The organism is Micromonospora qiuiae (genome assembly GCF_016863555.1).
In the GTDB taxonomy this organism is placed as follows: domain Bacteria; phylum Actinomycetota; class Actinomycetes; order Mycobacteriales; family Micromonosporaceae; genus Micromonospora; species Micromonospora qiuiae.
On record NZ_BOPC01000024.1, the window covers coordinates 49,175 to 73,109 of the forward strand.

Sequence of the window (23,935 nt, forward strand, 5' to 3'; positions counted from 1 at the left end):
AGAGCTGAACGGCAACGCTCCGTAATCGTTACCTCAGTTGGTCGCGGCGGCGTGTCAGGTAGGTGGTTTCGGCGGTGTTGCCCGTCAGCTCGATGGCCTTGCCGTAGGCCGCGCGCGACTGGTGGCTGCGGCCGAGCCGGCGCAGCAGTTCGGCGCGGGTGGCGTGGTAGGCGTGGTAGGCGGCCAAATGGTGCTCGAGACGGTCGACGGCCGCCAGTGCCACCTCGGGGCCGTCCAGCTCGGCGACGGCGATGGCCCGGTTGAGGGCGACGATCGGTGAGTGGTCGAGGCGGACGAGCTGGTCGTAGAGGGCGACGATCTGCGACCAGTCGGTGTCGCGTACGTCGCGGGCAAAGGTGTGCACGGCGTTGATCGCGGCGAGGATCTGGTAGCGGCCCGGAGCCACTCCGGTGGCCAGGCGCTCGCGCACCAGCCGATGCCCTTCGTCGATCAGCGACCGGTCCCAGGCCCCACGGTCCTGCTCGTGGAGGGGGACCAGTTCGCCGCTGACCGAGATCCGGGCGGTGCGGCGGGCCTCGGTGAGGAGCATCAGCGCCAGCAACCCGGTCACCTCGCCGTCGTCGGGCATGAGGGCATGGACCAGGCGGGTGAGCCGGATCGCCTCGGCGGTCAGATCGTGACGTACGGGACCGGTGTCGGGGCTGGTCGCCAGATAGCCCTCGTTGAAGAGAAGGAAGAGCACGGCGAGCACGCCGCAGATGCGTGCCGGGAGATCCTCCGCCGACGGCACCCGGTAAGGGATGCGAGCTGCCTTGATCTTGGCTTTCGCGCGGGTGATCCGTTGCTCCATGGCGGTCGGCCGGACCAGGAAGGCATGGGCGATCTCGGGCACGGTCAGACCGCCGACCATGCGCAGCGTCAGCGCCACGCGGGTCTGCATCGCGAGCGCCGGGTGACAGCAGGTGAAGATCAGCCGGAGCCGCTCGTCGTCGATGGCGCCGAGAGGCTCGGGCGGGGCGTCGTCGTACAACATCCGAGCCTCCTTCTGCTTGTCGTCGCGCTTGTTCTCGCGCCGGATCCGGTCGACGGCCTTGCGGTTGGCGGTGGTGGTCAACCAGGCGCCGGGATTGGGGGGTACGCCGTCGGCCGGCCACCGCTCGACGGCGGTCGCGAACGCCTCGGCCGCGGCCTCCTCGGCGATGTCGAGGTCACCGAAACGCCTGGTCAGGGCAGCGACCACCCGCGCCCACTCCGCTTGGTGGGCGCGGGAGATCGCCTCCCGGGCGTCGGTCGCGCTCACAGGAACGGCCGCACCTCGACCTTGCGGTTGCAGGCCTTCGACCCCTCGGCGGCCAGCTTGAGCGCCACGTCGAGGTCGGGGGCCGTGATGATCCAGAAGCCGGCGAGATACTCCTTCGACTCCAGGAAGGGACCGTCGGTGAACAGCGCCTCGCCGCCCCGGTTGTCGATGACGGTGGCTGCGCTGGGTGCCGCGAGGCCGCCGGCGAAGACCCAGTGGCCCTCGGCCTGGAGCCGTTCGTTGAACGCGTCGATGGCGGCCATCTCGTCCGGGGTGCCGGAGCTGCTCTGGTCGTCGATCACGGAAACCAGGTAATGCACATTCATCTCCTGTCTTCAGGGCCCGGAAACGCTACCGGCGTCACCGCTCGGCGTGAGCGTGGCCGTTGCGTACTGCGGGCGCCCGCTGGGCCGGTAGACCTGGATCGTCACGCCGTTCGAGGTGGCCCGCGAGTCGACCAGTTCAAGTGCTGTGCCCGGGCCGGTGGCGGAAACAGCCGCATGCCCTGGCCGAGGACCACGGGATAGGTGAGCAGGGTGATCTCGTCGACGAGCCCGTTGTCGAACAGCGGCAGCGCCCATCCGCCGCGCTCGAATCCGTCCCTGCGGTCCTCCTCCGGCCCGCCAAGCCCCTGCGTCACGCCGTCGACGGAGACGTTCGTGGTGACGGTCAGTTCCATGGCGCCGAATCTCCTGTGGCTCGGGGCGCCCCTCGTGGGCTGCCTCTCACCCCTTGCTACGAACGCCCCTGCCCCGATCCGACACCGCCTCGCGGATCTCCGCTGCAGTGCATCAATCGGCTGAGCGCGGGGCGGGAGCGCGGCGACCCCGTCGGCCGGGAACCGACGCGTGCCGAGATCGCCGCGGCGAGTCGATGTGCCGCAGATCGTCGGAGCGGCAGCGGGGATCGGGCACGAAAACCCGCCGGGTGGGTCCTGCTTCCTGGTCAGGTTCGGGCGGTGTCAGCGGCGATCGCCAGTAACCTGTTCACCACCCCGGGATGCTCGCGCTCGCCCGTGTGTTCGAGCAGGTCGAGAGCTTCGCGGCAGCGGGCGTGGGCTGTGCGGTGGTTGCCCGCGGAGGCAAGGGCCTCCGCGAGGACGGCGAGCGCCCGCGCCTGGCGCACGGGATCGGCCAGTTCCTCGCCGACGGCTCGGGCCAGGGTGGCCTCGGCCAGGCAGTTGCGGTGTTGTCCCATTCGCAGCCGGGCCTCGGCCGCGACGACGAGCGCGTCACAACGGATGACGTCGTCGTTGACCCGGCCGTGCAGGTCCAGTGCGACCTGGGCCTGAGCGAGAGCGGCTTCGGGATGGCCGGTCTGAGCGCTCAGTTCGGCGAGCCGTACGTGGTTGAGAATTCGTCCGCGCAGCGATCCCACCTGATCCCAGACAGCGAGGGCCTGCTGATAGAAGCGGCGGGCCTCTTCGTACCTGGCGAGCTGCCGATGTGCCTCGCCCAGGTGGTGAAGGGTGAACGCCTCACCGGTCGAATTGCCGGCCGCCCGGCAGCCCTGCAGCACTTGGTTGAAGACGTCGACGGCGGTCGCGATACGGCCGGTGCGGAGGTGGATGGACGCCAGGTTGTGCAGGCAGGCCAGTTCGATCTCGGCGAAGCCGCATTCGACGGCCAGGTTCAGGGCCTGCGTGAAGAGGTCGCTGGCGTGCTGGTAGTCGTGGCTGGCGTAGTAGACGGCACCGAGGTTGGCGAGCGTGCCGGTTCGGCCGAGGAGATGGCCGTCCGCGGTCGCGGCAGCGAGGGCCAACTTCAGCATGTCTCGCACGTCGTGCTGTGGGCCGGAGCGGTCGTACACCTCGTGGAGCGTGTCGACGATTTGCCAGGCATGGCGCGGAAAGCCCTCCCTGGCGGCGGCCTGGACCACGCTGGGCAGGTTGCTCCGCTCCGCCTCGCACCAGTGCAGCGCGTCACCCTCCGCCGGGAACTCCGTCGGGCGGACCGCAGTGGCCTCGGGGAGGTCCGGCACGGCCGGACGCTGCGGTTCCAACCACCGGACGGCGTTGACGGCGGTCAGCAGGTACCAGTCGAAGAGCCGACGCAGCGCCGCACGCCGCTCGTCGGTCGGCCCGTCCAGGCGGTCACGATCGCTGGCGTACCTGTGCAGGAGGTCGTGCATCCGGTATCGGCCGACGGCGTCGTGGTTCACCAGGTGTGCGCGGGCGAGCCGGTCCAATACCCGTTCGGTCACGACCGGTTCCGCCTCCAGTAACGCGGATGCTGCTGCGGCCCCGATGGTCGTGCCCGGGAACCGGCCCAGGCTCCAGAAGAGTCGGGCGGGTAGCGGGGCCAGCGCGTTGACCGACCAAGCGAAGACGGTGCGTAGGGTGAGTTCATCGCTGTCGTCGCCGTCGATGTCGAGCAGTCGATTTCCGAGTTCGTCGGCCAGATCGCTGAGCGCAGCCCGGGGCTGGGCGGCGACGTGCTCACCGATGATCCGCAACGCGATCGGGAGCCCGCCGGAGAGCAGCCCCAGCGTGTGCATCGCCGCCGGTTCGGCGCGAGCGCGGTGGGATCCGATGATCCGGGTGAGGAGGGTCTGCCGATCGTCGTACGGGAGTGGTGTGATGGTCAGACTGCGGACGCCATGCCGGACGCTGAGGCCGCTGAGTCGATTGCGGCTGATCACGATCGTCAGGCTGGTCGCGGACCGAGGGATGAGCTGCTGCGCCTGGTCGGAGTCGAGGATGTTGTCGAGCACGACGAGCATGCGCCGCTCGCTCAGTAGCCGGTGGTACATCTCGCCGCGCTGCATGGGGTCGGCGGGTACCCGATCTGCGGGGACGCCGAGGCTGACCAGGAAGCGTCGTAAGGCGTCTTCCGGGCGTACCGGTGACACCTGGCTGTGCGCTTCGGCGTTCAAATAGAGCTGGCCATCCGGAAACCAGTCGCGACGGTGATGGCCCCACCGGGTGGCAAAGGCCGTTTTTCCCACTCCCGGCATTCCCGCGAGGGCGATAACATTCGGCGTGCCATTGTCGGTGGCGAGCATGTCCAGCTCGGACAGAAGATCGGTGTGCCCGGTGAAATCGGGCACGTCGTGCGGTAGCTGTCGTGGCACCGCCGCCGTCTCGCCCTCATCGGTAGGACTGTTGCGGCGCGAGATGGGAGAGGGGGGTGACAGTTCGGCGATGTCCAGGTGCGGGTCGGTGCGCATCGTGCGTCGGTAGCGGCGCCGGAAGGCGGCGATGAATTGGCGGGCATCATGGGTACGGCCGACGTTGTGCAATGCGGTCGCCTGTAGCCGGGCCAACGTCTCGTCGAGTTGATTGTCCGCGATCAGTGGCTCCAGTCGGATCAACGCCCGGTCGTGTTGGCCGTCGGCCAACTCGCTCGCGGCGAGGAGTTTTTCTGCGGTGAGCAACTGCTCCTGCATGTCTCGCCGCAGATGTTCGCAGCGCGCCCCGTGGAGTTCGGGCAGTGGATCGTGCCGCCACAACTGCACCGCCGTGGTGAGCAGGGCGATGCAGCGGTCGTTCTGGTTTCGTTCGGCAGCCTCTCGCGCCTCGGCTGTCAGGCGCCGGAACCGGTGATAGTCGACCAGGGCCGGTTCGACGTCCAGACGGTAGGCGTTGACGCCGGGCACCCGTTCCAGTGCTTCGGGCAGACCGGCGGCCCGCAAAGCGGCGCGTAGCCGGCTGGCAAGCGTGTACAGCAGCGAACGGCAGGCGTCGACGGTGCGATTTGGCCATAGAAGTTCCACGATGGTCTCTACTCGCACCGGATCACCGGCGTGATAGAGAAGGATGGCGAGGAGCCCGCGTTGCTTCGCGGTGCCGATAGGCCTTGATCGTCCTTCGATCCTGAGTTCCGTGGGTCCCAGAATCGTGAACTCCATAGACCTCACCCCTCGCCAGATCTGATCGATGATCGGCTCTCTTTATTCTGTTCTATGCGGTGAAAATGGCCAAGCCTCCCGCCCAGAGTCCGAAATCGGACATTCCACTGGCCAGTGCGCGGTAAGCCGGTTGCAGGGTGACCGGCAATGTGATCGCAAGGTTTCCGCTGACTCTGGCTTCCTCGGGCTTCGCGACAGGGGAGGAAGTAAATGACGTCGCTGGAATGGTTGTCCACACCGGTTGGCATCGACGCCGAGCACTGGGTCACCCGGGCGGGGTGTCGAACGGTACTCGCCGTGGCGCACACGATCGCCAGCTGCCATCGGTTGCTCGACGTGATCGATTACGTCGAGGGGGATTCGCGGGTCCAGGTGATTTTCACCGTGGCGCCGGACGTTTTCAACCAGCAGGTGCACCGCCACCTGGAGCGACTCGGCGCCCTGCTGCTGCCCTGGCAGCAGGCGGTCCGGGAGCGATTCGACCTCGGGATCGCCGCCTCCTGGGGAGGGCTGCACCAACTGCACGCACCCCTGTTGGTGATGGCGCACGGCGCGGGCCACGGCAAACGGGTGCGGCCGAGACCGTACGGTGGCCCGGCACTTGCGGAGCCTGCGGTCTACGGGCTTGATCCGCAGCGGTTGACCCATGGCGGCCGGGTGCTGCCGACTGTCCTCGCCGTCTCCCACGAACACGAACTGGAGGTGTTACGTCGCCAGTGCCCGGCGGCACTTGAGGTCGCGACAGTCGTGGGCGACCCCTGCCTCGACCGCCTCGTCGCCAGCCTTTCGATGCGCCGGGACTACCGGCACGGCATGGGAGTCGACGACCACCAAGGGCTTGTTGTGGTCACCTCCACCTGGGGCCCGGACGGCCTGTTTGGACACCGGCCCGACCTCCTGCCCATGCTGATGACCCAACTTCCGGTCGACCGCTACCGCATAGCCGCGCTGCTGCACCCGGCTGTCTGGGACGCACACGGACACCGTCAGATCAGAGCGTGGCTGCGGCACTGCCGCGAGGCCGGACTGCTGCTGCCCGATCCCACTCAGGACTGGCGCGCCCTGGTCGTCGCCGCCGACCACGTCATCGGCGACCACGGCTCGGTCACCGCCTATGCCGCAGCCGTCGGGCGTCCAGTCCTGGTACTGCCCGGGGCGGAGCCCGCCATCGGCACAGCGCAGCACCTGGTGACCGCCGGTGCCGCTCACCTCGATCTCCACCGGGCGCTGCTGCCTCAACTCGGCGCGGCTCGCGAACTCGACCAGCACGCGGTGATGGCCGCGCTGACCGGCCAGCCGGGACGGGCCGGCACGCTGCTACGCCGCGCCATGTATCGCCTCCTCGACCTCACCGAGCCAGGTCGGCACCGACAGATCGACCCGGTACCCGTGCCGCACGTCAGCCGCTGGGAGGCCGAGTCGTGACAGCTGCCATGGACCCCCTCGTCGTGGCGCTGCTGCCGTCCCGGTCGTCGTCCCGGATCGCGAGGCTGGCCGACGTCGTGCTCACCACCGTCGAGCACGAGGCGCCGGACGCACTCTGCGACCAGCTGCTCACCGCTTACCCCGGCGTGTCTCTCGTCGTGACGCAGGGGCCGAGGGGCGAGGTCGGCGTGCAGACCCGTGACGGCCTTCGGCATCGCCTCGGCCCCGGAACCCCACCGATACGCCTCACCATCCCGGCCCTGGCTACCGTGGCCCGGGAACTCCATCATCGGTGGACCACCGGCGATCTCGAGCACCGGCGCCCGGTGCTGGACCTGCTATCCGTTTCCGTCGTCGAGCCGGCCGAGCCGACGACGCACCGCAGCGAGTCGGGGCGAGCCGATCGCGTCGAAGATGTCGACGGCCTCGAGGTAGTGCCGTCGTGCGTCCTCCTCGTCACCCCGCCGCTCGGCGATGCGCCCGAGCAGGTCCAGTGCCTCCGCCCGCTCGTTGGCCGACCCGAGCTGAGCCATCCGGCGAGCTGCCTCGGCCGCCGCCTTCTCGGCGGCATCGAGGTGGCCGAGGCCGAGTTCGGCGTCGGCGAGTCCGAGCAACACTCGCGCACCGTTGTAGGGATCGATCTCACCCAGGCCGAGAAAGATCTCGTCCGCCTCGGCCAGCAGCGGCAGCGCCTCGGTCGGCCGGCCCGTCCGGGTCAGTAACATGCCCAGGTTGAGGCATGTCAGGCCGATGCTGCGCAGGTTGGGCAGGGCCCGGCGAGCGGTGAGAACCCGGGCGAACAGCTCCACTGCCTGCTGGGCCCGGCCAGTGTCGGCGTACAGGGTGGCCAGCCCTTCCTCGGCGTCGACGGTGCCCTGCACGTCGCCGGCCACACGGTATCGGTCGACCGCCGCCAAGGCGTGCAGCTCTGCGGCGTCGTGGTTGCCCACCCTGCTGTACACCCTGCTCAAGCGCTTGAGCATGTTCGCCTCGGCCAGGACGTTGCCCCAGGCCCGTGCCGCCTGGAGGCCCCGCTCGTCCACTTCCAGGCGATCCGTGTAGTCCTTGACGTAGAGGAACAACGGCCACATCACGTCGCTGAGATGCCAGGCAAGTTCGTGGCATCCGAGCCGGACCGCGGCTCGCCCGGCATCCAGCAGGTTGCTCCGCTCCCGCTGCAACCAGGCGAGGGCGTCGCCGCGGTCGGCGAACACCGGGAGAACCTCGGGTGGCCGCTGATAGACGTAGGGCAGGCGGCGACGATAGGGAGTCACCACCAGATCGGCGCGGTGCGCGGCGGCGAGGTAGAACTCCACCATCGCCTGCTGCACCGCCTGACGCTCGGCTTCCGGATCATGATGCGCGGACAGTTCGCGGGCGTACAGTCGCAGCAGGTCGTGGTACCGAAACCGCTCCTCGGCGAACTCTTCCAAGAGGCTCGCCTCCAGCAGCTCCTCGACCAGGCCGGACACCCGGCTCCGCTCAACTCCCACGGCCGCTGCGGAGATCAGCGCGGCGCAGAACTCCGGCCCGGGATGCAACGCCAATCTCCGGAACAGTGTGGCGGCCTCCGGCGTCAGCGCCTGGTACGAAATCTCGATCATCGCTCTGATCGACATCCCTTCCACCGCCGACAGCCGCGTCAACCGTTCGGTCTCGTCGGCAAGCTCGGACACCATCCGCCGGACGGTCAACCGCGGTCGACCGGCCAACCGGCCCGCGGCAACCACCAGTGCGAGCGGCAGGCCACCACAGAACCGCACCAGTTCCTGGGCAGGCCCGAGCTCCTGGGCTATCCGCTGCCGGCCGACCGTACGCTCCAACAGTTCCACGGCGGTTGCCGACGGGAGCGGACCCACCTCGAGCAACCGGGCACCGTCGGGTATCAACCCGGTCAGCCGGCGACGACTGGTCACCACGACCGCCGCAGACGCAGACGCCGGCACCAGTGGCCTGACCTGGGCGGCGGAGAACGCATCGTCGAGCAGCACCAGCAACGACCGGTCTGCGGTAACCGTCCGGTACAGCGCGACCTGCTCCGGCAGGTCCACCGGAATCCGCTGTGGTGGCACTTCCAACGCCCGCAGAAAAGCCGCCAGCGCCGCGCCGGGATCCAGTGGCATCTCACCACTGAAACCACGAAGATCGGCGAAAAGCTGCCCATCCACGAACCTGCCCTGTGCCGAGTGCGCCCATTGTCTGGCCAATGCTGACTTGCCGACGCCGCTGGGTCCGCAGAGTACGGCGATATTCCCGCCCTCGCCGAAGACCTGATCCAGTTCGGCCATCTCCGCCGCCCGTCCCGTGAAATGCGACGAGGGCCCCGGAAGTTGCCGGGGGAACGGGCCCCGATCGGGTGCCGGGCCGGCGACATGCACGTCACCGTGGATGACCCCGGCCTGCACACTTGGCCCGATCACCGTGCCGGATAGTTCGTTCGCCGTAGCATGAGGCACGCCCTGCTCGACTCCGGGATGTTCGACTTTCAATCGACAATGCCTTTCGTCCCGGGGTTGGCCAGGAAATCCGCCAGGGGAACTAGAAATTGATGTCTCCGCGAATGTCGTGTGCCTGCACCACCCGGTCTGCCGCGCCGCTGAAGTTGTTGACCACATTGTGCTGGTGGGTCTCGTCCGTCGGATTCGACAGCCGACGCCAAGCAGTTCTCACCGCCAAGTCAAAAGCGGGGTCACGAGCCATCTCGGCCGCCAAGAACGAGGCCAGGGCGGCCTGGTGTGATTGTTCGTGCGGATGTTCCATGGTGGCGGTGAGCGTGTCACCCTCCCGGGTCCCTCTCCGGAAGCGAGAGCGAACCAAGCGTACGAGCGCACCCGTCGCGGTGCGGGCTCCCGATGCGAGAGCCTCAGCCCCCTTGGTTGCCAGCGTGGTGGTGACGGCCAGGACTAGCTGATCTTCCATCGGCGCCCCCTGGCCGAGTTGGAGATAGGCAGACCGCAGTGTCGTGACGGTCAGCGTACCGTGCGTGAGCTACAGCTCGCCCGTTCACGCGACTGGCCCTGCCCACAGACACCGCAACTCGTGGCCTCAGCCGGCCCGGAAGCCCTCACGCGCCGCAACCCGCGCGGTCCACATCCCCAGGTGCAGCGGCCACCATGCCCGGACCCGCCTTGCCACCATCGCCTATTGCCGGCTTCTCTTATGTGCAGCAATTGCCTGCCTTGGTCGTATTTGATTGCGCATGTTGTCCCATATGCTGAAAGAAGAGAACTGGCGGTCATCGTGATCGAATAGCCTGCCGCCGTGCAGATGATCATCTCGATGATTGCCGGCGTTGTCGCCGACTTTTCCGCCAGCTCATTGCCTACCCTGAAGCAGGGGACCGCGCTCAGTGACGTTATTTTCACGGAGTGGGTGAAGTGGGTATCCTGATTGCATAAAGTGACGATTTGATCGCTATCTGATGTGTGCCGCCCGAAGTGGCGGCACACATTCCTTTTGTCCTGTCGAAGCGGCACGGATGTCGTAGCCGCGAGCTACCATGCCCGGGCCTGGGCCGTGGCGGTCGACGAGGTCGCAGCCATGCCCGCGGGCGCCGCCGACGTCTCGGTCGATGGCGAATGGTCGTTCGCGCAGACCCTGCGCGGCCGCAGCCCTTCCATCCACTCGGCCACGAAGAGTGGGAGCACCTCCGCTTCGCGCCGAGGGCGCCGGACGATGCCAGGCCCGGCTACACCGGGACCGCCTGCGGGTCACCGGCGGCGTCGTGGGCCGCCATGGTCTCCTGCCGGCCGGGTTCCTCGCGCAGGATGGCGCAGTGCAGCCAGGCGTCCGGGATGGCGAAACCGTCCACCAACGTACGCATGTGGGGGCGCAACTCCTTGAGCAGCCCGTTCACCACTGCGGTGATCGCCTTGGAACGGGCCGGGGTGAGCCGGGCGTGCTCCAGGAACCACGCCTTGTTGGCCTCGATGACGCTGAGCGCGTACAGGTCACAAACGCGGGAGAGCAGCGCCCGGACCGCCGGGTCCGCGCTGCTCTCGATGCCGGCGACGAAGGCCTCCAGGGTGACCCGGTCGATGTGCGCGGCGGCGACCGCGAGGACGTGGTCCTGGACGTCGTTGAAGATGTCGAAGGGGCGGTCCTTCTTGGTGGCCGCGCCGCCACGCAGGCGGCGGATCGCGGTCTCGAGGAGATGCTTCTCGCGGTCCTCGAACATCTTGAGCTGCCAGCCGCGGTCGGTGACGGCGATCTCCTCGTCCCGGCCGGGCACGGCGCTCACCAGCCGCTGGATGAGCGACCGCGCGGCGGTGCGTTCGAGCATCATCTCCCGAACCTGTTCGGCGACGAAGGAGGCCCGCCCCCAGCCGTCCAGTGAGCCGAACTCGTCCCGGTAGCCGGTGAGCAGCCCTTTGGCCACCAGCTGCAACAGCACGGTGTTGTCGCCCTCGAACGTGGTGAAGACGTCGGTGTCGGCCTTGAGACCGGGCAGCCGGTTCTCGGCCAGGTAACCGGCGCCGCCGCACGCCTCGCGGCACATCTGGATGGTGCGGGTGGCGTGCCAGGTCTGCGCGGCCTTGAGACCGGCGGCCCGGGACTCCAACTCCCGCTGCCGGTGCTCGTCGACCGGGCTGTCGTCACTCTGCATTTCGCTGAGCGCGGTGACCAACTCGGCCTGGGCGAAGTGGAACGCGTACGTGGTGGCCAGGGCGGGCAGCAGCTTGCGCTGGTGGGCCAGGTAGTCGTTGAGCAGGACCTCCCGGTCCGCGTCGGGCGCGGTGAACTGGCGACGGATGTCGCCGTAGCGCACTGCGATGGCCAGCGCCGACTTGGTGGCCGCCGACGCGGCGCCGCCCACGCTGACCCGGCCCCTGACCAGGGTGCCGAGCATGGTGAAGAAGCGCCGTGAATCGTTGGCGATCGGGCTGGAGTACGTGCCGTCCTCCGCCACCTGACCGTAGCGGTCCAGCAGCATGTCCCGCGGCACCCGCACGTGGTCGAAGCTGATCCGCCCGTTGTCCACGCCGAGCAGGCCCGCCTTGGGTCCCGCGTCACCGATTGTCACCCCGGGCAGCGGGTTGCCCTGTGCGTCGCGGATCGGGACCAGCCACGCGTGTACGCCGTGCCGCCGTCCCCCCGTGATGAGCTGCGCGAAGACCACCGCCATCCGGCCGTCCCGGGCCGCGTTGCCGATGTAGTCCTTGCGTGCCGCCTCGTACGGGGTGTGCAGGTCGAAGGTCTGCGTCTGCGGATCGTACGTGCAGGTGGTGCGCAGCTGCTGGACGTCGGAGCCGTGGCCGGTCTCGGTCATCGCGAAGCAGCCGAGGATCTTGGCGGAGATGATGTCCCGAAGGTAGGCGTCGTGGTGCCGCCGGGTGCCGAGGGCCGCCACGGCGCCGCCGAACAGGCCCCACTGCACGCCCGCCTTCACCATCAGCGACAGGTCGACCTGCGCCAGCATCTCGCTGGCGACGATCGACGCACCGACGTCGGACCTACCGCCGTAGGCGGCGGGGAAGGCCGATGCGATGCCCGGTTCGACGGGGAGATCGGTGAGCAGTCCGCTGATCCGCTCACGTGCCCGTTCGTCGTTCTCGCCGTACACCGGGAGGAAGCGTGCGTCGAGCTGATCCCGGAGCGCCTCGCGGACCTCGGCCCACGGTCCGTCGAGCACTTCCTTGAGGCGGGCGAGGTCGATGGGGCTGGGCGCGTGACTGATCATGGCTACCTCGCACGGTGGTGGGTACAGCCTGTACCCAGGCAAGCCTACGACCGGGCCGGGCTGCCCGGGCCGCACGTCTACCGCCACTTCACCGGCAAGGACGACCTCGACCAGGCCGTAGCCCGGCACGCCGCACGACTGTTGAGCGCCGCCCAGCGGCGCCACCCCCGTCGGCGCTCGCCGGCTGTCGGCTCGGCGTGTCGGTTGCCGAGTGCCTGGTGGCGGGCGGTCCGCTGGAAGTGCTACCAGCCGGGGGGAGGAATCAACCCCTCGCGATCGCTACACTCACCGCAGCGCCGGAACTGCCCGCAAACTCTGGCGGGCGCTGATCCGAACTGAATGGAGACGCCTGTGACCCGCGACAAGGCGGCACCCCCCGGCATCGACACCAGCATTCCCAGCGTGGCCCGGGTCTACGACTTCTTCCTCGGCGGCAAGGACAACTTCGAGGTCGACCGCAAGGTCGCCGAGCACGCCCTGCGGATCACGCCGGACGGGCCGGCAGCCGGCCGGGCGAACCGCGCTTTCCTGCGTCGGGTGATCCGGTTCCTCGTCACCGAGGCGGGCATCGACCAGTTCCTCGACATCGGATCGGGTCTGCCCACCCAGGGAAACGTGCACGAGGTCGCCACCGAGCACGACCCGAAGGCCCGGGTGGTGTATGTGGACAATGACCCGATCGTCCTGGCACACGGGCGAGCCCTGCTCGCCGAGGAGGGCACCGCGACGGTGATCCAGGCGGACATCCGGTCCCCGCAGGAAATTCTGAACCACCCGGACGTGGGCCGGTTCCTCGACCTCGACCGGCCGATCGGGTTGCTGCTCTTTGCGATCCTGCACCACCTCGGTGACGACGAGGACCCGCGGGCGGTGGCGGCGGCGTTGATCGACGCCCTTCCCTCCGGCAGCTACGTGGCGATCTCGCACTTCCGCGACCCGGGTGAGCGGGACCCGGAAGGTTCCCGCAAGGCGCGCGAGGTCGAGCGGATCTTCAATGAGTCGCTCGGCACCGGTCGCTGGCGCACCGACGAGGAGATCCTCTCCTTCGTCGACGGCCTGACGCCGCTGGAGCCGGGCCTGGTGCCGCTGCCCGAGTGGCGCCCGGAGCCGGGTGCGACCGCTCCGGACCAGACGGACACCTACCACACCTTCGTCGGGGTCGTCGCCCACAAACCGTGAGTCTCGCCGGCAGCGGCCCGCATCAGGCGAGCCGCTGCCAGACGTACGTCATGTCGGGCTCGTGCTCCTCGTTGCGGCTGCCGTCGTCCTCGTCGACCGGTCGGAAGCCGTGCCGTTCGTAGAACGACCGGGCGTCGGTGTTTCGCATGAACACGCGCAGGCTCAGCCCACCCGGGCTGGCCCGGCGTACCTCGTCGAGCAGTGCGCTGCCGATGCCCTGCCGACGAGCATCGGGCCGCAGGTAGAGATGCTCCAGCACGTCGCGGTCGAGCGCGGCGAAGCCGAGGATCTCGCCGGTCTGCGGACTCTCGGCCACCCAGGTCGCGCAGCCGGGCAACACCACGTACGTGATCCAGGCCCTGGTCTGCTCGTCGTCGTGCAAGCGCGGTAGGTATGGCATCGCCGCCGCCCGCGACGCCAGGAACACCTGGGTGATGGCGTCGGCGTCGTCCGCCTGGGCTCTACGGATCACCGCTGCCCGTCCTTTCGTTCAGTCCGCCGCCCAGTGGTGGACCGCAACCATCGAGCCCTCGAACGGACGCGAGCGGCACCTCCTGCTCCGCAGCCCAGCCTAGGCGGTCATGCATGATCGGACCCGTCCGCAACGGTCGGGCGGGGGCGCGGGGGCGTCGGCCAGAGTTGGCGCCGGAAGGAGACTCCAGTGATCTCGGCACTCAACCGGCTCGTCGATCTCGTTGAGGAGCACCTCGGCGAGGACCTCGACGTCGGCGCTCTGGCCCGGCGGCTCGGCACGACGGAGTACCACCTGCGTCGGATGTTCTCGTCGTTGGCGGGCATGCCGCTGTCGGAGTACGTGCGCCGACGTCGGATGACCATCGCCGCCGCCGATGTCGTCCGGGGCGAGACCGACCTGCTGAGCATCGCCGTCCGGCACGGCTACGGCTCGACCGAGGCGTTTGGACGTGCGTTCCGCGCCGTCCACGGCGCGGGTCCCGGTGACGTACGCCGCGCCGGAGGCCCCCTCCGCAGCCAACCGCAGATCAGGTTCCGCCTGACCGTCGAAGGGAGCACCCCCATGGACACCCGTCTCGTCGAGCGCCCCGCGTTCCGGCTCGTCGGACACGCCGCTCGCGTCCCGCTGGTCCACCACGGCGTCAACCCGCACATCCAGCAGAACGTCGCCGCGCTGCCGATGGAGGAGCACCTGCGGCTGAAGGCCCTCGGCGACACCGAGCCGGGTGGCCTGCTCCAGGTCTGCGACGATCTCGACCCAGACCGCACCGAGGGGAGCGAGCTGACCTACCTGCACGGGGTCGCCGTTTCCAGCGACACGCCGGCCCCCGACGATCTCGACGCCATCGAGGTGCCGGCCGGTATGTGGGCGGTCTTCCGCACCAGCGGGCTTTATCCGCAGGCGTTGCAGACCACCTGGGCCGCGACCGCAACCGAGTGGTTCCCCGCCAATCCGTGGCGGATGCGGCCAGGGCCCTCGATTGTCACGGTCCTCGAGCGTGCGGACGACTTCAGCAGCGCGACCTGCGAGCTGTGGCTGCCCGTCGAACCGAGCTGACCGACCCCGCTGGCCTGGAATCCAGCGGATGGCGCGACCTGTGACGGGAAAGGTCAGCCGGGACGTGGGTGCGTCAACCCGCCACGGGGTCGACGGCCCGCTCAGGCCGGGACGGGCGCGGCGGCGAGCGCGCGGCCGGCCTCGCGGGCGGCGAGTCGGGCCTGTGCGTGCAGCTGCGTGGCCAGGTCGACGAAGGAATCCAGGGAGGGGTCGACGCCAGCGAGGGTGAACTCACGTTCGACGACGGTGAGGTGGGCGCCCCAGCCGTCGGCGAGGATGCGGCGCAGGTACGGCGTGGCGTGGTCCCAGCCCTCGCGCGGGGTGCCGCTGCCGTACGCGCCGCCGCGGACCGTGACCAGAGCGACGGGCTTGCCCGCAAGGAACGGCTTGTTGTTCGCCCGCGGGTCGGCGTAGACCAGGTCGATGTACGTCTTGACGTGTTGCGAGACGCCGAAGTTGTAGAGCGGCACGGCGAACAGGATCGCGTCGGCAGCGAGCAGTTCGTCGACCAGGGTCGCGGCGAGGGCGAGGGCTTCCCGCTGCTCGGCGGTGCGATCCTGCGGCGCCGTCTTCCCGGCGGTGACCGCCGCCACCCAGGCGGTCGCGGGCAGGGCATCGATGCCGACGTGACGACGCGCGACGGTGTCGCCCGGGTGGGCGGCGAGCCACTCCTCCTCGACGATGTCCGCGATCTCGCGGCTCGCGGAGCCGTGGGTACGGATGCTGGCGTCCAGCCGGAACAGGGTCACGACGTACTCCCATGGATTCGATCTTCAACCTTGAAGCCAAGATACCCTTTTGAGCTTCAACCTTGAACCCAATGCGACATGCCTCACTTCATTGCTGAAGTCGGCGCGTACGCTGAACGGCGTGCCGGAGGAACCGCAGTGGCTGAATGACCGCGAGCGCGAGGCATGGCTTGCCCTGGCCAGTCTCATGTTCAAGTTGCCCGGCGCGCTCGATGCGCAGCTGCTGCGCGACAGCGACCTCACGCTGTTCGAGTACTTCGTGCTGAGCGGCCTCTCCATGGCGCCCGGTCGGGCGCTGCGGCTCAGCGACCTCGCCGGCCAGGTCAGCAGCTCGCTGTCCCGGCTGTCGAACGTGGTCAAGCGCCTCGAGCGACGGGGCCTGCTGTGCCGTGAGCCCGACCCGGAGAGCCCTCGCTACACCAGGGCGCTGCTGACCGACGCCGGGTGGAACCTCGTGGTCGCCGCCGCCCCGGGCCACGTCGCCGCGGTGCGGCGCTACGTCGTCGACGGGCTGACCGGCGAGCAGATCACCGTGCTCCGCGAGGTGGCCTGCCACGTCACGGAGCGGGTCAAGGAGGCGGCAGCGGAGGAGTCCCGGCGCCACTAGTGTCTCGTCGGGCGAACAAGAGGCATTCTTCCCGGCTGTGCGGAGATCAATCTCGGAACTGCCCCGCTGTGGAGACGCTACGTTTTGTAGCCTTCATGGGGCATCGGTCGCTGCCTGAGTGGCCCGATCTGCGGTGAAGTGCGCGGGTTCAGGCCGGTGCAAAACTTGAATAATTCCAAAAGAGTGGGCTATGGTCGTGACGTGACGTCCGACTTCGAGGCTCAGCTGCGGGCGGTCTCGATGCGCGTGACCCGGCCCCGGTTGGCGGTGCTCGCCGCGCTGCGGGACCACCCGCACGTCGACACCGACACCGTGATCGCGCTGGTTCGGGCGAACCATCCCACAATCTCCCACCAGGCGGTGTACGACGTACTGCGTGCGCTCACCGACGCCGGTCTGGTGCGGCGCATCCAACCTGGCCGTGCCACCGCCCGCTACGAGTCCCGGGTGGGGGACAACCACCACCATGTCGTGTGCCGCTCCTGCGGTGCGATTGCCGACGTCGACTGCGTCGTCGGCCATGCTCCCTGTCTCACCGCCTCGGACGACCACGGCTTCGTGGTCGACGAGGCGGAGGTCGTCTATTGGGGCACCTGCCCCGACTGCGCGACCGAACGCATCTCCCAGTGACCGCCAGTTTGGAAGGAAACTCCATGAGCGACATCGAGGACAACCCGCCCATCAGCCCGCAGGGCGTGGACAAGAAGGCAGCGGCCGGTTGCCCGGTCGCGCACGACTCCGTGACCGCGCACGGCAGCGAGAGCGAGAACCCGGCGATCGACTCGCCGACCCCGAAGACCGGCGGTCGTCCGCGTACCAACCGGGACTGGTGGCCCAACCAGCTCGACCTGTCGGTGTTGCGCGCCCAGTCGTCCAAGGTCAATCCGCTGGGTGAAGGGTTCAGCTACGCCAAGGAGTTCGCCAAGCTCGACGTCGAGGCCCTCAAGCAGGACATCATCAAGACCCTGACCACCTCGCAGGACTGGTGGCCGGCCGACTTCGGCCACTACGGCGGTCTGATGATCCGGCTGAGCTGGCACGCCGCTGGCACCTACCGCATCCACGACGGTCGCGGCGGTGCCGGCGAAGGCGCTCAGCGGTTCGCCCCGCTCAACAGCTGGCCGGACAACGCCAACCTCGACAAGGCCCGGCGGCTGCTCTGGCCGGTCAAGCAGAAGTACGGCCAGAAGATCTCCTGGGCCGACCTGCTCGTGCTCGCCGGCAACGTCGCGATGGAGTCGATGGGCTTCAAGACCTTCGGCTTCGGATTCGGCCGTGAGGACATCTGGGAGCCCGAAGAGATCTTCTGGGGTCCGGAGGACACCTGGCTCGGCGACGAGCGCTACGTCTCCGAGAAGGAGATGGCGGCCGAGTTCGGGGCGACCGAGATGGGTCTGATCTACGTCAACCCCGAGGGTCCCCGCGGCAACCCGGACCCGATCGCGGCGGCGCACTTCATCCGGGAGACCTTCGCTCGGATGGCGATGGACGACGAGGAGACGGTCGCCCTCATCGCCGGTGGCCACACCTTCGGCAAGACCCACGGCATCGCACCCGCCGCCGACCACGTGGGCCCCGAGCCCGAGGCCGCCCCGCTGGAGGCGCAGGGCCTGGGCTGGCTGAGCACCTACCGCAGCGGCAAGGGCGCGGACACCATCACCAGTGGTCTCGAGGTGACGTGGACCGACCGGCCGACGCAGTGGAGCAACCGCTTCTTCGAGATCCTCTTCGGCTACGAGTGGGAGCTGACCACGAGCCCCGGCGGTGCCAAGCAGTGGGTGGCCAAGGACGCCGAGGCGATCATCCCGGATCCCTTCGACCCGTCGAAGAAGCACAAGCCGACGATGCTCACGACCGACATCTCGCTGCGCGTGGACCCGACGTACGAGAAGATCTCGCGCCGCTTCCTGGAGAACCCGGACGAGTTCGCGCAGGCCTTCGCCAAGGCATGGTTCAAGCTGCTGCATCGCGACATGGGTCCGGTCAGCCGTTACCTCGGGCCGTGGGTTCCCCAGGAGCCCCAGCTGTGGCAGGACCCGGTGCCGGCCGTCGACCACGAACTCGTGGGTGACGCCGACGTCGCCACCCTCAAGGCGAAGGTCCTGGAGTCCGGCCTGACGACCGCCCAGCTGGTCACCACCGCCTGGGCCTCGGCCGCCAGCTTCCGCTTCACCGACAAGCGTGGCGGTGCCAACGGCGCCCGGATCCGTCTCGAACCGCAGCGCAGCTGGGAGGTCAACCAGCCTGAGCAGCTCGCGACGGTGCTGGAGACCCTCGAGGGCATCCAGCGGGAGTTCAACTCTGCCGGCGGGGCGAAGATCTCGCTCGCGGATCTGATCGTGCTGGCCGGCTCGGCCGCCGTCGAGAAGGCGGCGCGCGAGGCCGGCGTCGAGGTGACCGTGCCGTTCCGGCCGGGCCGCACCGACGCCAGCCAGGAGCAGACCGACGTCGAGTCCTTCCGGGTGCTCGAGCCGCGTGCCGACGGGTTCCGCAACTACCTGCGGCCGGGCGAGAAGACCCAGCCGGAGGTGCTGCTCGTCGACCGTGCCTACATGCTCAACCTGACCGCACCGGAGATGACCGTGCTCGTAGGCGGCCTGCGCTCCCTCGGGGCCAACGTCGGTGGTGCCAAGCACGGCGTCCTCACCGACCGGCCCGGCGTGCTCACCAACGACTTCTTCGTCAACCTGCTCGCCCCGGGTACCCGGTGGAAGGCGTCGGAGTCCGAGCACGTGTACGAGATCCGCGACCTGGCCACCGACGAGCTGAAGTGGACCGCCACGGCGGTCGACCTCATCTTCGGCTCCAACTCGCAGCTGCGCGCCCTCGCTGAGGTCTACGCCAGCCAGGACGCGCGCGAGAAGTTCGTGGCCGACTTCGTCGCGGCCTGGGCCAAGGTCATGGAGCTCGACCGCTTCGACCTCGTCTGACCCCGACCCCAACCGGCGAGCCCCGGTCGATCCACTCGCGATCGACCGGGGCTCGCTGCACTTCGCACGCCAGCCGGTGTCCCCGCCGGTGGGTGCTTGTCGCGACTCCCACTCGAGCGGGAGTCCGAGATGTCGATCTCCCCCGCACGAGGGAGGACTCGGTCGCAGCATTCGAATTGACTGGCGGCATGGTCTCCGCTGCGCCCGCAAGCGATCGTTCCCGAACCCCTGCCCGACCCGGCACCGGTAACACCGTGATCGGTCATCTGATGGCTGCGTGCTGCATCGCGTTCGCGATCGTCAACGTCGTCTTCGAAATGACCGGCCACTTCGCCGACGGCCCCTATGCCGAGTACGTTTCCGCGATCGCCGTGATGAACTGGCTTGTCGTCGGGCTGAAGGCCATGGGGGCGGCGGTGGCGCTGATGTCGGTCGCGAAACATCCGAGGTTTCTCCCTGCAGCGGGGCTGGGTGTGCTGTTGTGGGGAGCGTTCGCGATGCTCGGCGTGTACGCCCTGGGCAGCGTGGTGCAAGCCGTCGGCATGGCCGCGGGCCTGACGGGCACCGCCGACCAGATCGACCTGGCCGGAGTCGGTTACGTGCTCTTCTTCCTGGTGCTTACCGCAGGCTATGGCGTCCTGGCGATCTGCTACTCGCGACGCTTCGGGCTCCGGAGAGGCATCGCCGTTCTCGGCGTGCTGGGTGCCCCCGTGATGCTGGGCGTGCTCCTGCTGGCCGTCCCCATGCTGCTGGCCGCCCTCGGCCTCATGCCTCCGCAAAATTGATTGACGTCTGTCGTTTGACGTATGACGTCCTGAGCGCTAACTTCTCAGCAGCGGGTCACGTGGCTGCCGGGAGCCTCAGATGCACCACCGTGGGATGAGCGGGCCTGCTTCGATTCGTGGGCTCGCGTTGTCGGCCGTCGTGGGCACGGCGGCCGAACCCCGCACAACACCCCCGACGTGCTGACGCCACCACCAGACGCCGGCACACACGCAGGGCAGGCCCGTGCTCGCGGGTGGCCCCGATCGAAGGAGTGGACCATGAAGGCCATAGGTGAGGCTCGTCCCGCCTCCCCACGCAGACGCCGTTGGCGTCAAGGGTTGGCCGCAGCAGCCGCCGGCGTCCTGGCGGCGGGCACGCTCGTCGTGGCGAACGTGACGCCCGCGGCTGCGGCGACGGTGGACACCAACGCGTGGTACGTGCTGGTGAACCGGAACAGTGGCAAGGCGTTGGACGTGTACGGCTTGGCCACCAACGACGGCGCGCGGATCAGCCAGTGGACGCGGAACAACGGCGCGAACCAGCAGTGGCAGTTCGTGGACTCCGGTGGTGACTACTACCGGCTGAAGTCCCGGCACTCGGGCAAGGTCCTCGACGTGTACAACTTCTCGACCGCCGACGGTGGCGCGATCGTGCAGTGGTCCGACGGCAACGGGACGAACCAGCAGTTCCGGCTGGCCGACTCCGACGGCGGCCACGTCCGGCTGGTCAGCCGGCACAGCGGCAAGGTCGTGGAGGTGCAGGGTGCCTCCACGGCGGACGGTGCCAACATTGTGCAGTACGCCGACTGGAACGGCGCCAACCAGCAGTGGCAGTTGGTCCGGGTGGACGGTGGCGGCGGCGAGCCCACACCGCCGCCACCGTCGGGCGGCTCCGGGTGCGGCAAGGCGCCGGCGCTGTCCAGCGGCACGCACACGATTCAGAGCAACGGTAAGAGCCGCCAGTTCATCCTGCGGGTGCCCGCCAACTACAACAACGCCAACCCGTACCGGCTGATCTTCGCGTTCCACTGGCGCGGCGGCACCATGCAGGAGATCTCCAGCGGTGGCACCAGCGGGGCCGCCTGGTCGTACTACGGCCAGCAGGAGCAGTCGAACAACAGCGCGATCCTCGTCGCGCCGCAGGGATTCGGCAACGGCTGGGGCAATGCCGGCGGTGAGGACGTCACGTTCGTCGATGACATGATCAGGCTGATCGAGAGCAGCCTCTGTGTCAACCCGCGCCAGCGCTTCGCGCTCGGCTTCAGCTGGGGCGGCGGTATGAGCTACGCCCTGGCCTGTGCGCGAGCTGACGTCTTCCGGGCCGTCGCGGTGATCTCCGGTGCGCAGATCAGCGGGTGCAGCGGCGGGACGCAGCCGATCGCGTACTTCGGGTTGCACGGCATCTCGGACAACGTCCTGAGCATCGGCCAGGGGCGGTCGCTGCGGGACACCTTCGTCCGGAACAACGGTTGCACCCAGCAGAGCCCGCGCGAGCCGGCGGCGGGTAGCCGTACCCACATCACCACGACCTACTCGGGCTGCCGCGCCGGCTATCCGGTGCAGTGGGCGGCGTTCGACAACGGGCACATGCCCGGACCGGTGGACGGGACGTACGCCGAGAGTGGGGTCACGACCTGGACCAAGGGTGAGATCTGGCGATTCTTCGCGCAGTTCTCCTGATCTGTTGCGGTGATCCTGCCGGGGGCGGGTTCTCGGGTCGCCGGGCGGTTCCGACCGCCGCGGTGACCGAGGGCCCGCCCCCGGTCATGTGTCAACGTTGCAGCCGTACCGGATCGCCTGACCCACCGCGGCGCACGACCCAGGCCTCGGTGATGTGCGTGAACATCGCCTCGGCGGCGCCGTCGGGGTCGTGGGCGGCGATGCGCTCGTAGATGCGCCGGTGCCCGCGGTTGGATGCCACGCAGAGCGAACGCTCGGTCCGGCCCATGTAGCGGGCGGTGTTGACGACCTGACTTTCCAGCGCCCGGACGACGCCGCGAGCGATGCGATTCCCGGACGCCTGCATGATCGTGTCGTGGAAGGCCCGGTCGTGCTCGTGGTAGGCGACATGATCGCCGACCAGTTCGTCCATCCGGTCCACCAGTGCGCGTAGCTGGTCGATGACCTGCTCGTCGGCCACCCGCGCGGCGACGTTGGCCATGTCGGACTCGAGCACCCGGCGGGTGACGACGAGATCGTCGAGAATGGTCAGGCCGTCGTCCTCGGCGATGGCCGCCGCCAGCACCAGTTCGTCGAGCATGTCCCAGCTCGACGGGGGAGTGATCATGGTGCCGGCGCCCTGGCGGACCTGCACCAGCCCTTTCTCCTGGAGGATCTTCACGGCCTCCCGCACCACCGTCCGGCTCACCGAGAAGGTCTCGCAGAGGATCGGCTCGGGCGGTAGCGACGTCCCGGGCGCGTGCACCCCGCGGACGATGCGCTCGACCAACTCGGCGGTGACCGCCCTGGCGAGGTTGGCGGGCCGGCGGGTCCACGCCGGGGGCGGCGTGCCACTCAAGCCCGTCTCCTGCGATGCCGTCATGTCCCCTCCGAATGGCCTGTCCAGCGTGCCCACCTGGGGCCAGTGTACGAGCGAGCATTGACGTCACACGTCATACGAGTTACGTTTCCCGAAATGATGGCTGTCGACGCCAGGCCCGTCAGCCACGCGACCTTTCCAGAGGTGACCAACGATGAAGCAGCGAGCAGTGTGGTCGGCCGTCCTGGTGTTGGGACTGGCCATGGCCGGCTGTGGCAGTGCCGCAGGTCCAGGCTCGTCGTCGGGCGGGTCGGAGGGCAAGCTGGTGGTGTGGGACTGGAAGTCGGGTGAGCCTTCCGCCGCACCTTACATCGAAAAGGCCAAGGCCGACTTCGCCAGCAAGCACCCGGACGTCGCCGTCGAGTTCGTCGCGCAACCGTTCGACCAGTACTACACGTTGCTCGGCGCGGCGATCCAGTCCGGTAAGGGGCCGGACGTCATGCTGTTCAACGGCGGCGGCCAGATCCGCGACCGGGTGGACGCGCTGGTGCCCCTGGACGATTACCTCGCCGAGGACAAGCAGCGGTTGGCTGGCTGGGATGCCTTCACCAAGGACGGCAAGATTTACGCCGGCCCGGTGACGCTTCAGGGCCACCCCATCTACTACAACAAGACGCTCTACGAGAAGGCCGGGCTCGACCCGGAGAGCCCCGCCACCACCTGGAGCGAGTTCCTCGCCGACTGCGCCGCCATCGCCAAGGCCGGTGCCAAGTGCTTCGCCCTCGGCAACAAGGAGGGCGTCGGCATCCAGTTCTGGCTCTCGGCCCTGGGGTCCGGCATCCTCACCGCCGCAGAGTACGACGACTGGATCGCCGGAAAGCGCGACTGGAACTCGCCCGCGGTCAAGCGCGTCTTCCAGCTCTGGAAGGAGGCCGGCGACGCGGGCCTGAACAACGACGGGGCCAACTCGACCGCGATGTTCAACGACGCCTTCGCCCTCTTCCAGTCCGGCAAGGCCGCCCACGTCATCGGCCTGATGTCGGACGTGGGGCACTGGAAGGACTTCAACGAGTTCCTGACCGCCGACAAGCTCGGCGTGATGAGCGCCCCGGTGGTCACCGCTGGCACCACCCCGAGCCTGCCCTACGACGGCGGTATCGGTTACGCCGTCGCGAAGTGGACGAAGGACCCCAAGGTCGCCGCCGACCTCGTACGCTCGCTGACCTCGACCGACGCGCTCAAGGCGTTCTACGCCGACGCCGGCGCGATCGCCGCCGACACCACGATCGACGTGTCGGCGGGCGGCCCGGCCGCCGCCACGATCGTCGCCGAGATCAAGGGCGGCAAGCCCGCCCTGCACGTGGCGCTCTCCTCGAAGACCCTGGACCTGATGGGCCGGCTCTCCCAGCAGTTGCTCAGCGGCTCGGCCACCGTCGACGAGGTGGTGAAGCAGTTGGCCGCTTCCGACAAGGCGGGCTGAA

The 23,935-nt window shown here is 68.8% G+C and carries 20 protein-coding genes; 10 read left to right on the forward strand and 10 right to left on the reverse strand.

Annotated elements, in window-relative coordinates; all coding sequences use genetic code 11:
• Nucleotides 1-28 precede the first annotated feature (28 nt).
• From Vqi01_RS09560 to Vqi01_RS09575, 4 genes are all read right to left on the reverse strand, one after another.
• Nucleotides 29-1,261, reverse strand: a complete 1,233-nt coding sequence (locus tag Vqi01_RS09560) for an RNA polymerase sigma factor (RefSeq protein ID WP_204034341.1) — start codon at nucleotides 1,259-1,261, stop codon at nucleotides 29-31.
• A complete protein-coding gene (locus Vqi01_RS09565) occupies nucleotides 1,258-1,587 on the reverse strand; it encodes a YciI family protein (protein ID WP_204034342.1) in 330 nt (109 codons plus the stop codon). Before Vqi01_RS09565 ends, Vqi01_RS09560 begins: the two co-directional genes overlap by 4 nt.
• Before the next feature lie 101 nt (nucleotides 1,588-1,688).
• Nucleotides 1,689-1,940 carry a dihydrofolate reductase family protein gene (locus Vqi01_RS09570; protein ID WP_239098288.1) on the reverse strand — a complete coding sequence of 84 codons (252 nt, stop codon included), beginning with the start codon at nucleotides 1,938-1,940 and terminating at the stop codon, nucleotides 1,689-1,691.
• Nucleotides 1,941-2,206: 266 nt separating this feature from the next.
• Entirely contained in the window at nucleotides 2,207-4,993 is a 2,787-nt protein-coding gene (locus Vqi01_RS09575; RefSeq protein WP_239098289.1) for an AfsR/SARP family transcriptional regulator, read from the reverse strand.
• A 327-nt stretch (nucleotides 4,994-5,320) separates the two neighbouring features.
• Between Vqi01_RS09575 and Vqi01_RS09580 the strand changes: the two genes are divergently transcribed.
• Nucleotides 5,321-6,535: a hypothetical protein gene (locus Vqi01_RS09580; protein ID WP_204034344.1), complete on the forward strand. Its 1,215-nt coding sequence runs from the start codon at nucleotides 5,321-5,323 to the stop codon at nucleotides 6,533-6,535.
• A 338-nt stretch (nucleotides 6,536-6,873) separates the two neighbouring features.
• On the opposite strand, the gene Vqi01_RS09585 is transcribed toward Vqi01_RS09580, so the two are convergent.
• Both Vqi01_RS09585 and Vqi01_RS09590 read right to left on the reverse strand, forming a co-directional pair.
• On the reverse strand, nucleotides 6,874-8,955 hold the full coding sequence (locus Vqi01_RS09585; RefSeq protein ID WP_204034346.1) for a tetratricopeptide repeat protein: 2,082 nt from the start codon (nucleotides 8,953-8,955) through the stop codon (nucleotides 6,874-6,876).
• A 118-nt stretch (nucleotides 8,956-9,073) separates the two neighbouring features.
• The gene (locus Vqi01_RS09590) at nucleotides 9,074-9,454 is read right to left on the reverse strand and encodes a hypothetical protein (protein ID WP_204034347.1); all 381 of its coding nucleotides are present in this window, start codon (nucleotides 9,452-9,454) and stop codon (nucleotides 9,074-9,076) included.
• A gap of 342 nt (nucleotides 9,455-9,796) precedes the next feature.
• On the opposite strand from Vqi01_RS09590, the gene Vqi01_RS31265 reads away from it, so the two are divergent.
• A complete protein-coding gene (locus Vqi01_RS31265; RefSeq protein ID WP_275408756.1) occupies nucleotides 9,797-9,925 on the forward strand; it encodes a hypothetical protein in 129 nt (42 codons plus the stop codon).
• Between the two features lie 298 nt (nucleotides 9,926-10,223).
• Here Vqi01_RS31265 and Vqi01_RS09595 read toward each other — a convergent pair whose 3' ends face one another.
• Nucleotides 10,224-12,215, reverse strand: a complete 1,992-nt coding sequence (locus Vqi01_RS09595) for an acyl-CoA dehydrogenase family protein (protein ID WP_204034348.1) — start codon at nucleotides 12,213-12,215, stop codon at nucleotides 10,224-10,226.
• A gap of 351 nt (nucleotides 12,216-12,566) precedes the next feature.
• Between Vqi01_RS09595 and Vqi01_RS09600 the strand changes: the two genes are divergently transcribed.
• Complete coding sequence (locus tag Vqi01_RS09600) at nucleotides 12,567-13,394, forward strand: SAM-dependent methyltransferase (RefSeq protein ID WP_204034351.1); 828 nt, start codon at nucleotides 12,567-12,569, stop codon at nucleotides 13,392-13,394.
• A 22-nt stretch (nucleotides 13,395-13,416) separates the two neighbouring features.
• On the opposite strand, the gene Vqi01_RS09605 is transcribed toward Vqi01_RS09600, so the two are convergent.
• Nucleotides 13,417-13,866 (reverse strand): GNAT family N-acetyltransferase, encoded by a 450-nt coding sequence (locus Vqi01_RS09605; RefSeq protein ID WP_204034352.1) that lies wholly within the window; start codon nucleotides 13,864-13,866, stop codon nucleotides 13,417-13,419.
• 189 nt (nucleotides 13,867-14,055) lie between these two features.
• On the opposite strand from Vqi01_RS09605, the gene Vqi01_RS09610 reads away from it, so the two are divergent.
• On the forward strand, nucleotides 14,056-14,925 hold the full coding sequence (locus Vqi01_RS09610; RefSeq protein ID WP_204034353.1) for an AraC family transcriptional regulator: 870 nt from the start codon (nucleotides 14,056-14,058) through the stop codon (nucleotides 14,923-14,925).
• A 101-nt stretch (nucleotides 14,926-15,026) separates the two neighbouring features.
• On the opposite strand, the gene Vqi01_RS09615 is transcribed toward Vqi01_RS09610, so the two are convergent.
• Entirely contained in the window at nucleotides 15,027-15,674 is a 648-nt protein-coding gene (locus tag Vqi01_RS09615) for an FMN-dependent NADH-azoreductase (RefSeq protein ID WP_204034354.1), read from the reverse strand.
• 121 nt (nucleotides 15,675-15,795) lie between these two features.
• On the opposite strand from Vqi01_RS09615, the gene Vqi01_RS09620 reads away from it, so the two are divergent.
• From Vqi01_RS09620 to Vqi01_RS09640, 5 genes are all read left to right on the forward strand, one after another.
• Nucleotides 15,796-16,281 carry a MarR family winged helix-turn-helix transcriptional regulator gene (locus Vqi01_RS09620; protein ID WP_307825060.1) on the forward strand — a complete coding sequence of 162 codons (486 nt, stop codon included), beginning with the start codon at nucleotides 15,796-15,798 and terminating at the stop codon, nucleotides 16,279-16,281.
• Nucleotides 16,282-16,482: 201 nt separating this feature from the next.
• A complete protein-coding gene (locus Vqi01_RS09625) occupies nucleotides 16,483-16,911 on the forward strand; it encodes a Fur family transcriptional regulator (protein WP_275408758.1) in 429 nt (142 codons plus the stop codon).
• A gap of 23 nt (nucleotides 16,912-16,934) precedes the next feature.
• Nucleotides 16,935-19,211, forward strand: coding sequence for a catalase/peroxidase HPI (gene katG, locus Vqi01_RS09630; protein WP_204034355.1), 2,277 nt, complete (start codon nucleotides 16,935-16,937; stop codon nucleotides 19,209-19,211).
• A gap of 254 nt (nucleotides 19,212-19,465) precedes the next feature.
• The gene (locus Vqi01_RS09635) at nucleotides 19,466-19,996 is read left to right on the forward strand and encodes a hypothetical protein (protein ID WP_204034356.1); all 531 of its coding nucleotides are present in this window, start codon (nucleotides 19,466-19,468) and stop codon (nucleotides 19,994-19,996) included.
• Between the two features lie 258 nt (nucleotides 19,997-20,254).
• On the forward strand, nucleotides 20,255-21,655 hold the full coding sequence (locus Vqi01_RS09640) for an RICIN domain-containing protein (protein WP_204034358.1): 1,401 nt from the start codon (nucleotides 20,255-20,257) through the stop codon (nucleotides 21,653-21,655).
• Between the two features lie 91 nt (nucleotides 21,656-21,746).
• On the opposite strand, the gene Vqi01_RS09645 is transcribed toward Vqi01_RS09640, so the two are convergent.
• A complete protein-coding gene (locus Vqi01_RS09645) occupies nucleotides 21,747-22,493 on the reverse strand; it encodes a FadR/GntR family transcriptional regulator (protein WP_239098290.1) in 747 nt (248 codons plus the stop codon).
• A gap of 175 nt (nucleotides 22,494-22,668) precedes the next feature.
• On the opposite strand from Vqi01_RS09645, the gene Vqi01_RS09650 reads away from it, so the two are divergent.
• Nucleotides 22,669-23,934 carry an ABC transporter substrate-binding protein gene (locus tag Vqi01_RS09650; protein WP_204034360.1) on the forward strand — a complete coding sequence of 422 codons (1,266 nt, stop codon included), beginning with the start codon at nucleotides 22,669-22,671 and terminating at the stop codon, nucleotides 23,932-23,934.
• Nucleotide 23,935 lies beyond the last annotated feature (1 nt).

Coding starts and splice junctions, on each gene's coding strand:
- Vqi01_RS09565 (WP_204034342.1), bottom strand. CDS start 1,587: ATGAATGTGCATTACCTGGTTTCCGTGATCGACGACCAGAGCAGCTCC.
- Vqi01_RS09570 (WP_239098288.1), bottom strand. CDS start 1,940: ATGGAACTGACCGTCACCACGAACGTCTCCGTCGACGGCGTGACGCAG.
- Vqi01_RS09580 (WP_204034344.1), top strand. CDS start 5,321: ATGACGTCGCTGGAATGGTTGTCCACACCGGTTGGCATCGACGCCGAG.
- Vqi01_RS09590 (WP_204034347.1), bottom strand. CDS start 9,454: ATGGAAGATCAGCTAGTCCTGGCCGTCACCACCACGCTGGCAACCAAG.
- Vqi01_RS09595 (WP_204034348.1), bottom strand. CDS start 12,215: ATGATCAGTCACGCGCCCAGCCCCATCGACCTCGCCCGCCTCAAGGAA.
- katG (WP_204034355.1), top strand. CDS start 16,935: ATGAGCGACATCGAGGACAACCCGCCCATCAGCCCGCAGGGCGTGGAC.
- Vqi01_RS09640 (WP_204034358.1), top strand. CDS start 20,255: ATGAAGGCCATAGGTGAGGCTCGTCCCGCCTCCCCACGCAGACGCCGT.
- Vqi01_RS09650 (WP_204034360.1), top strand. CDS start 22,669: ATGAAGCAGCGAGCAGTGTGGTCGGCCGTCCTGGTGTTGGGACTGGCC.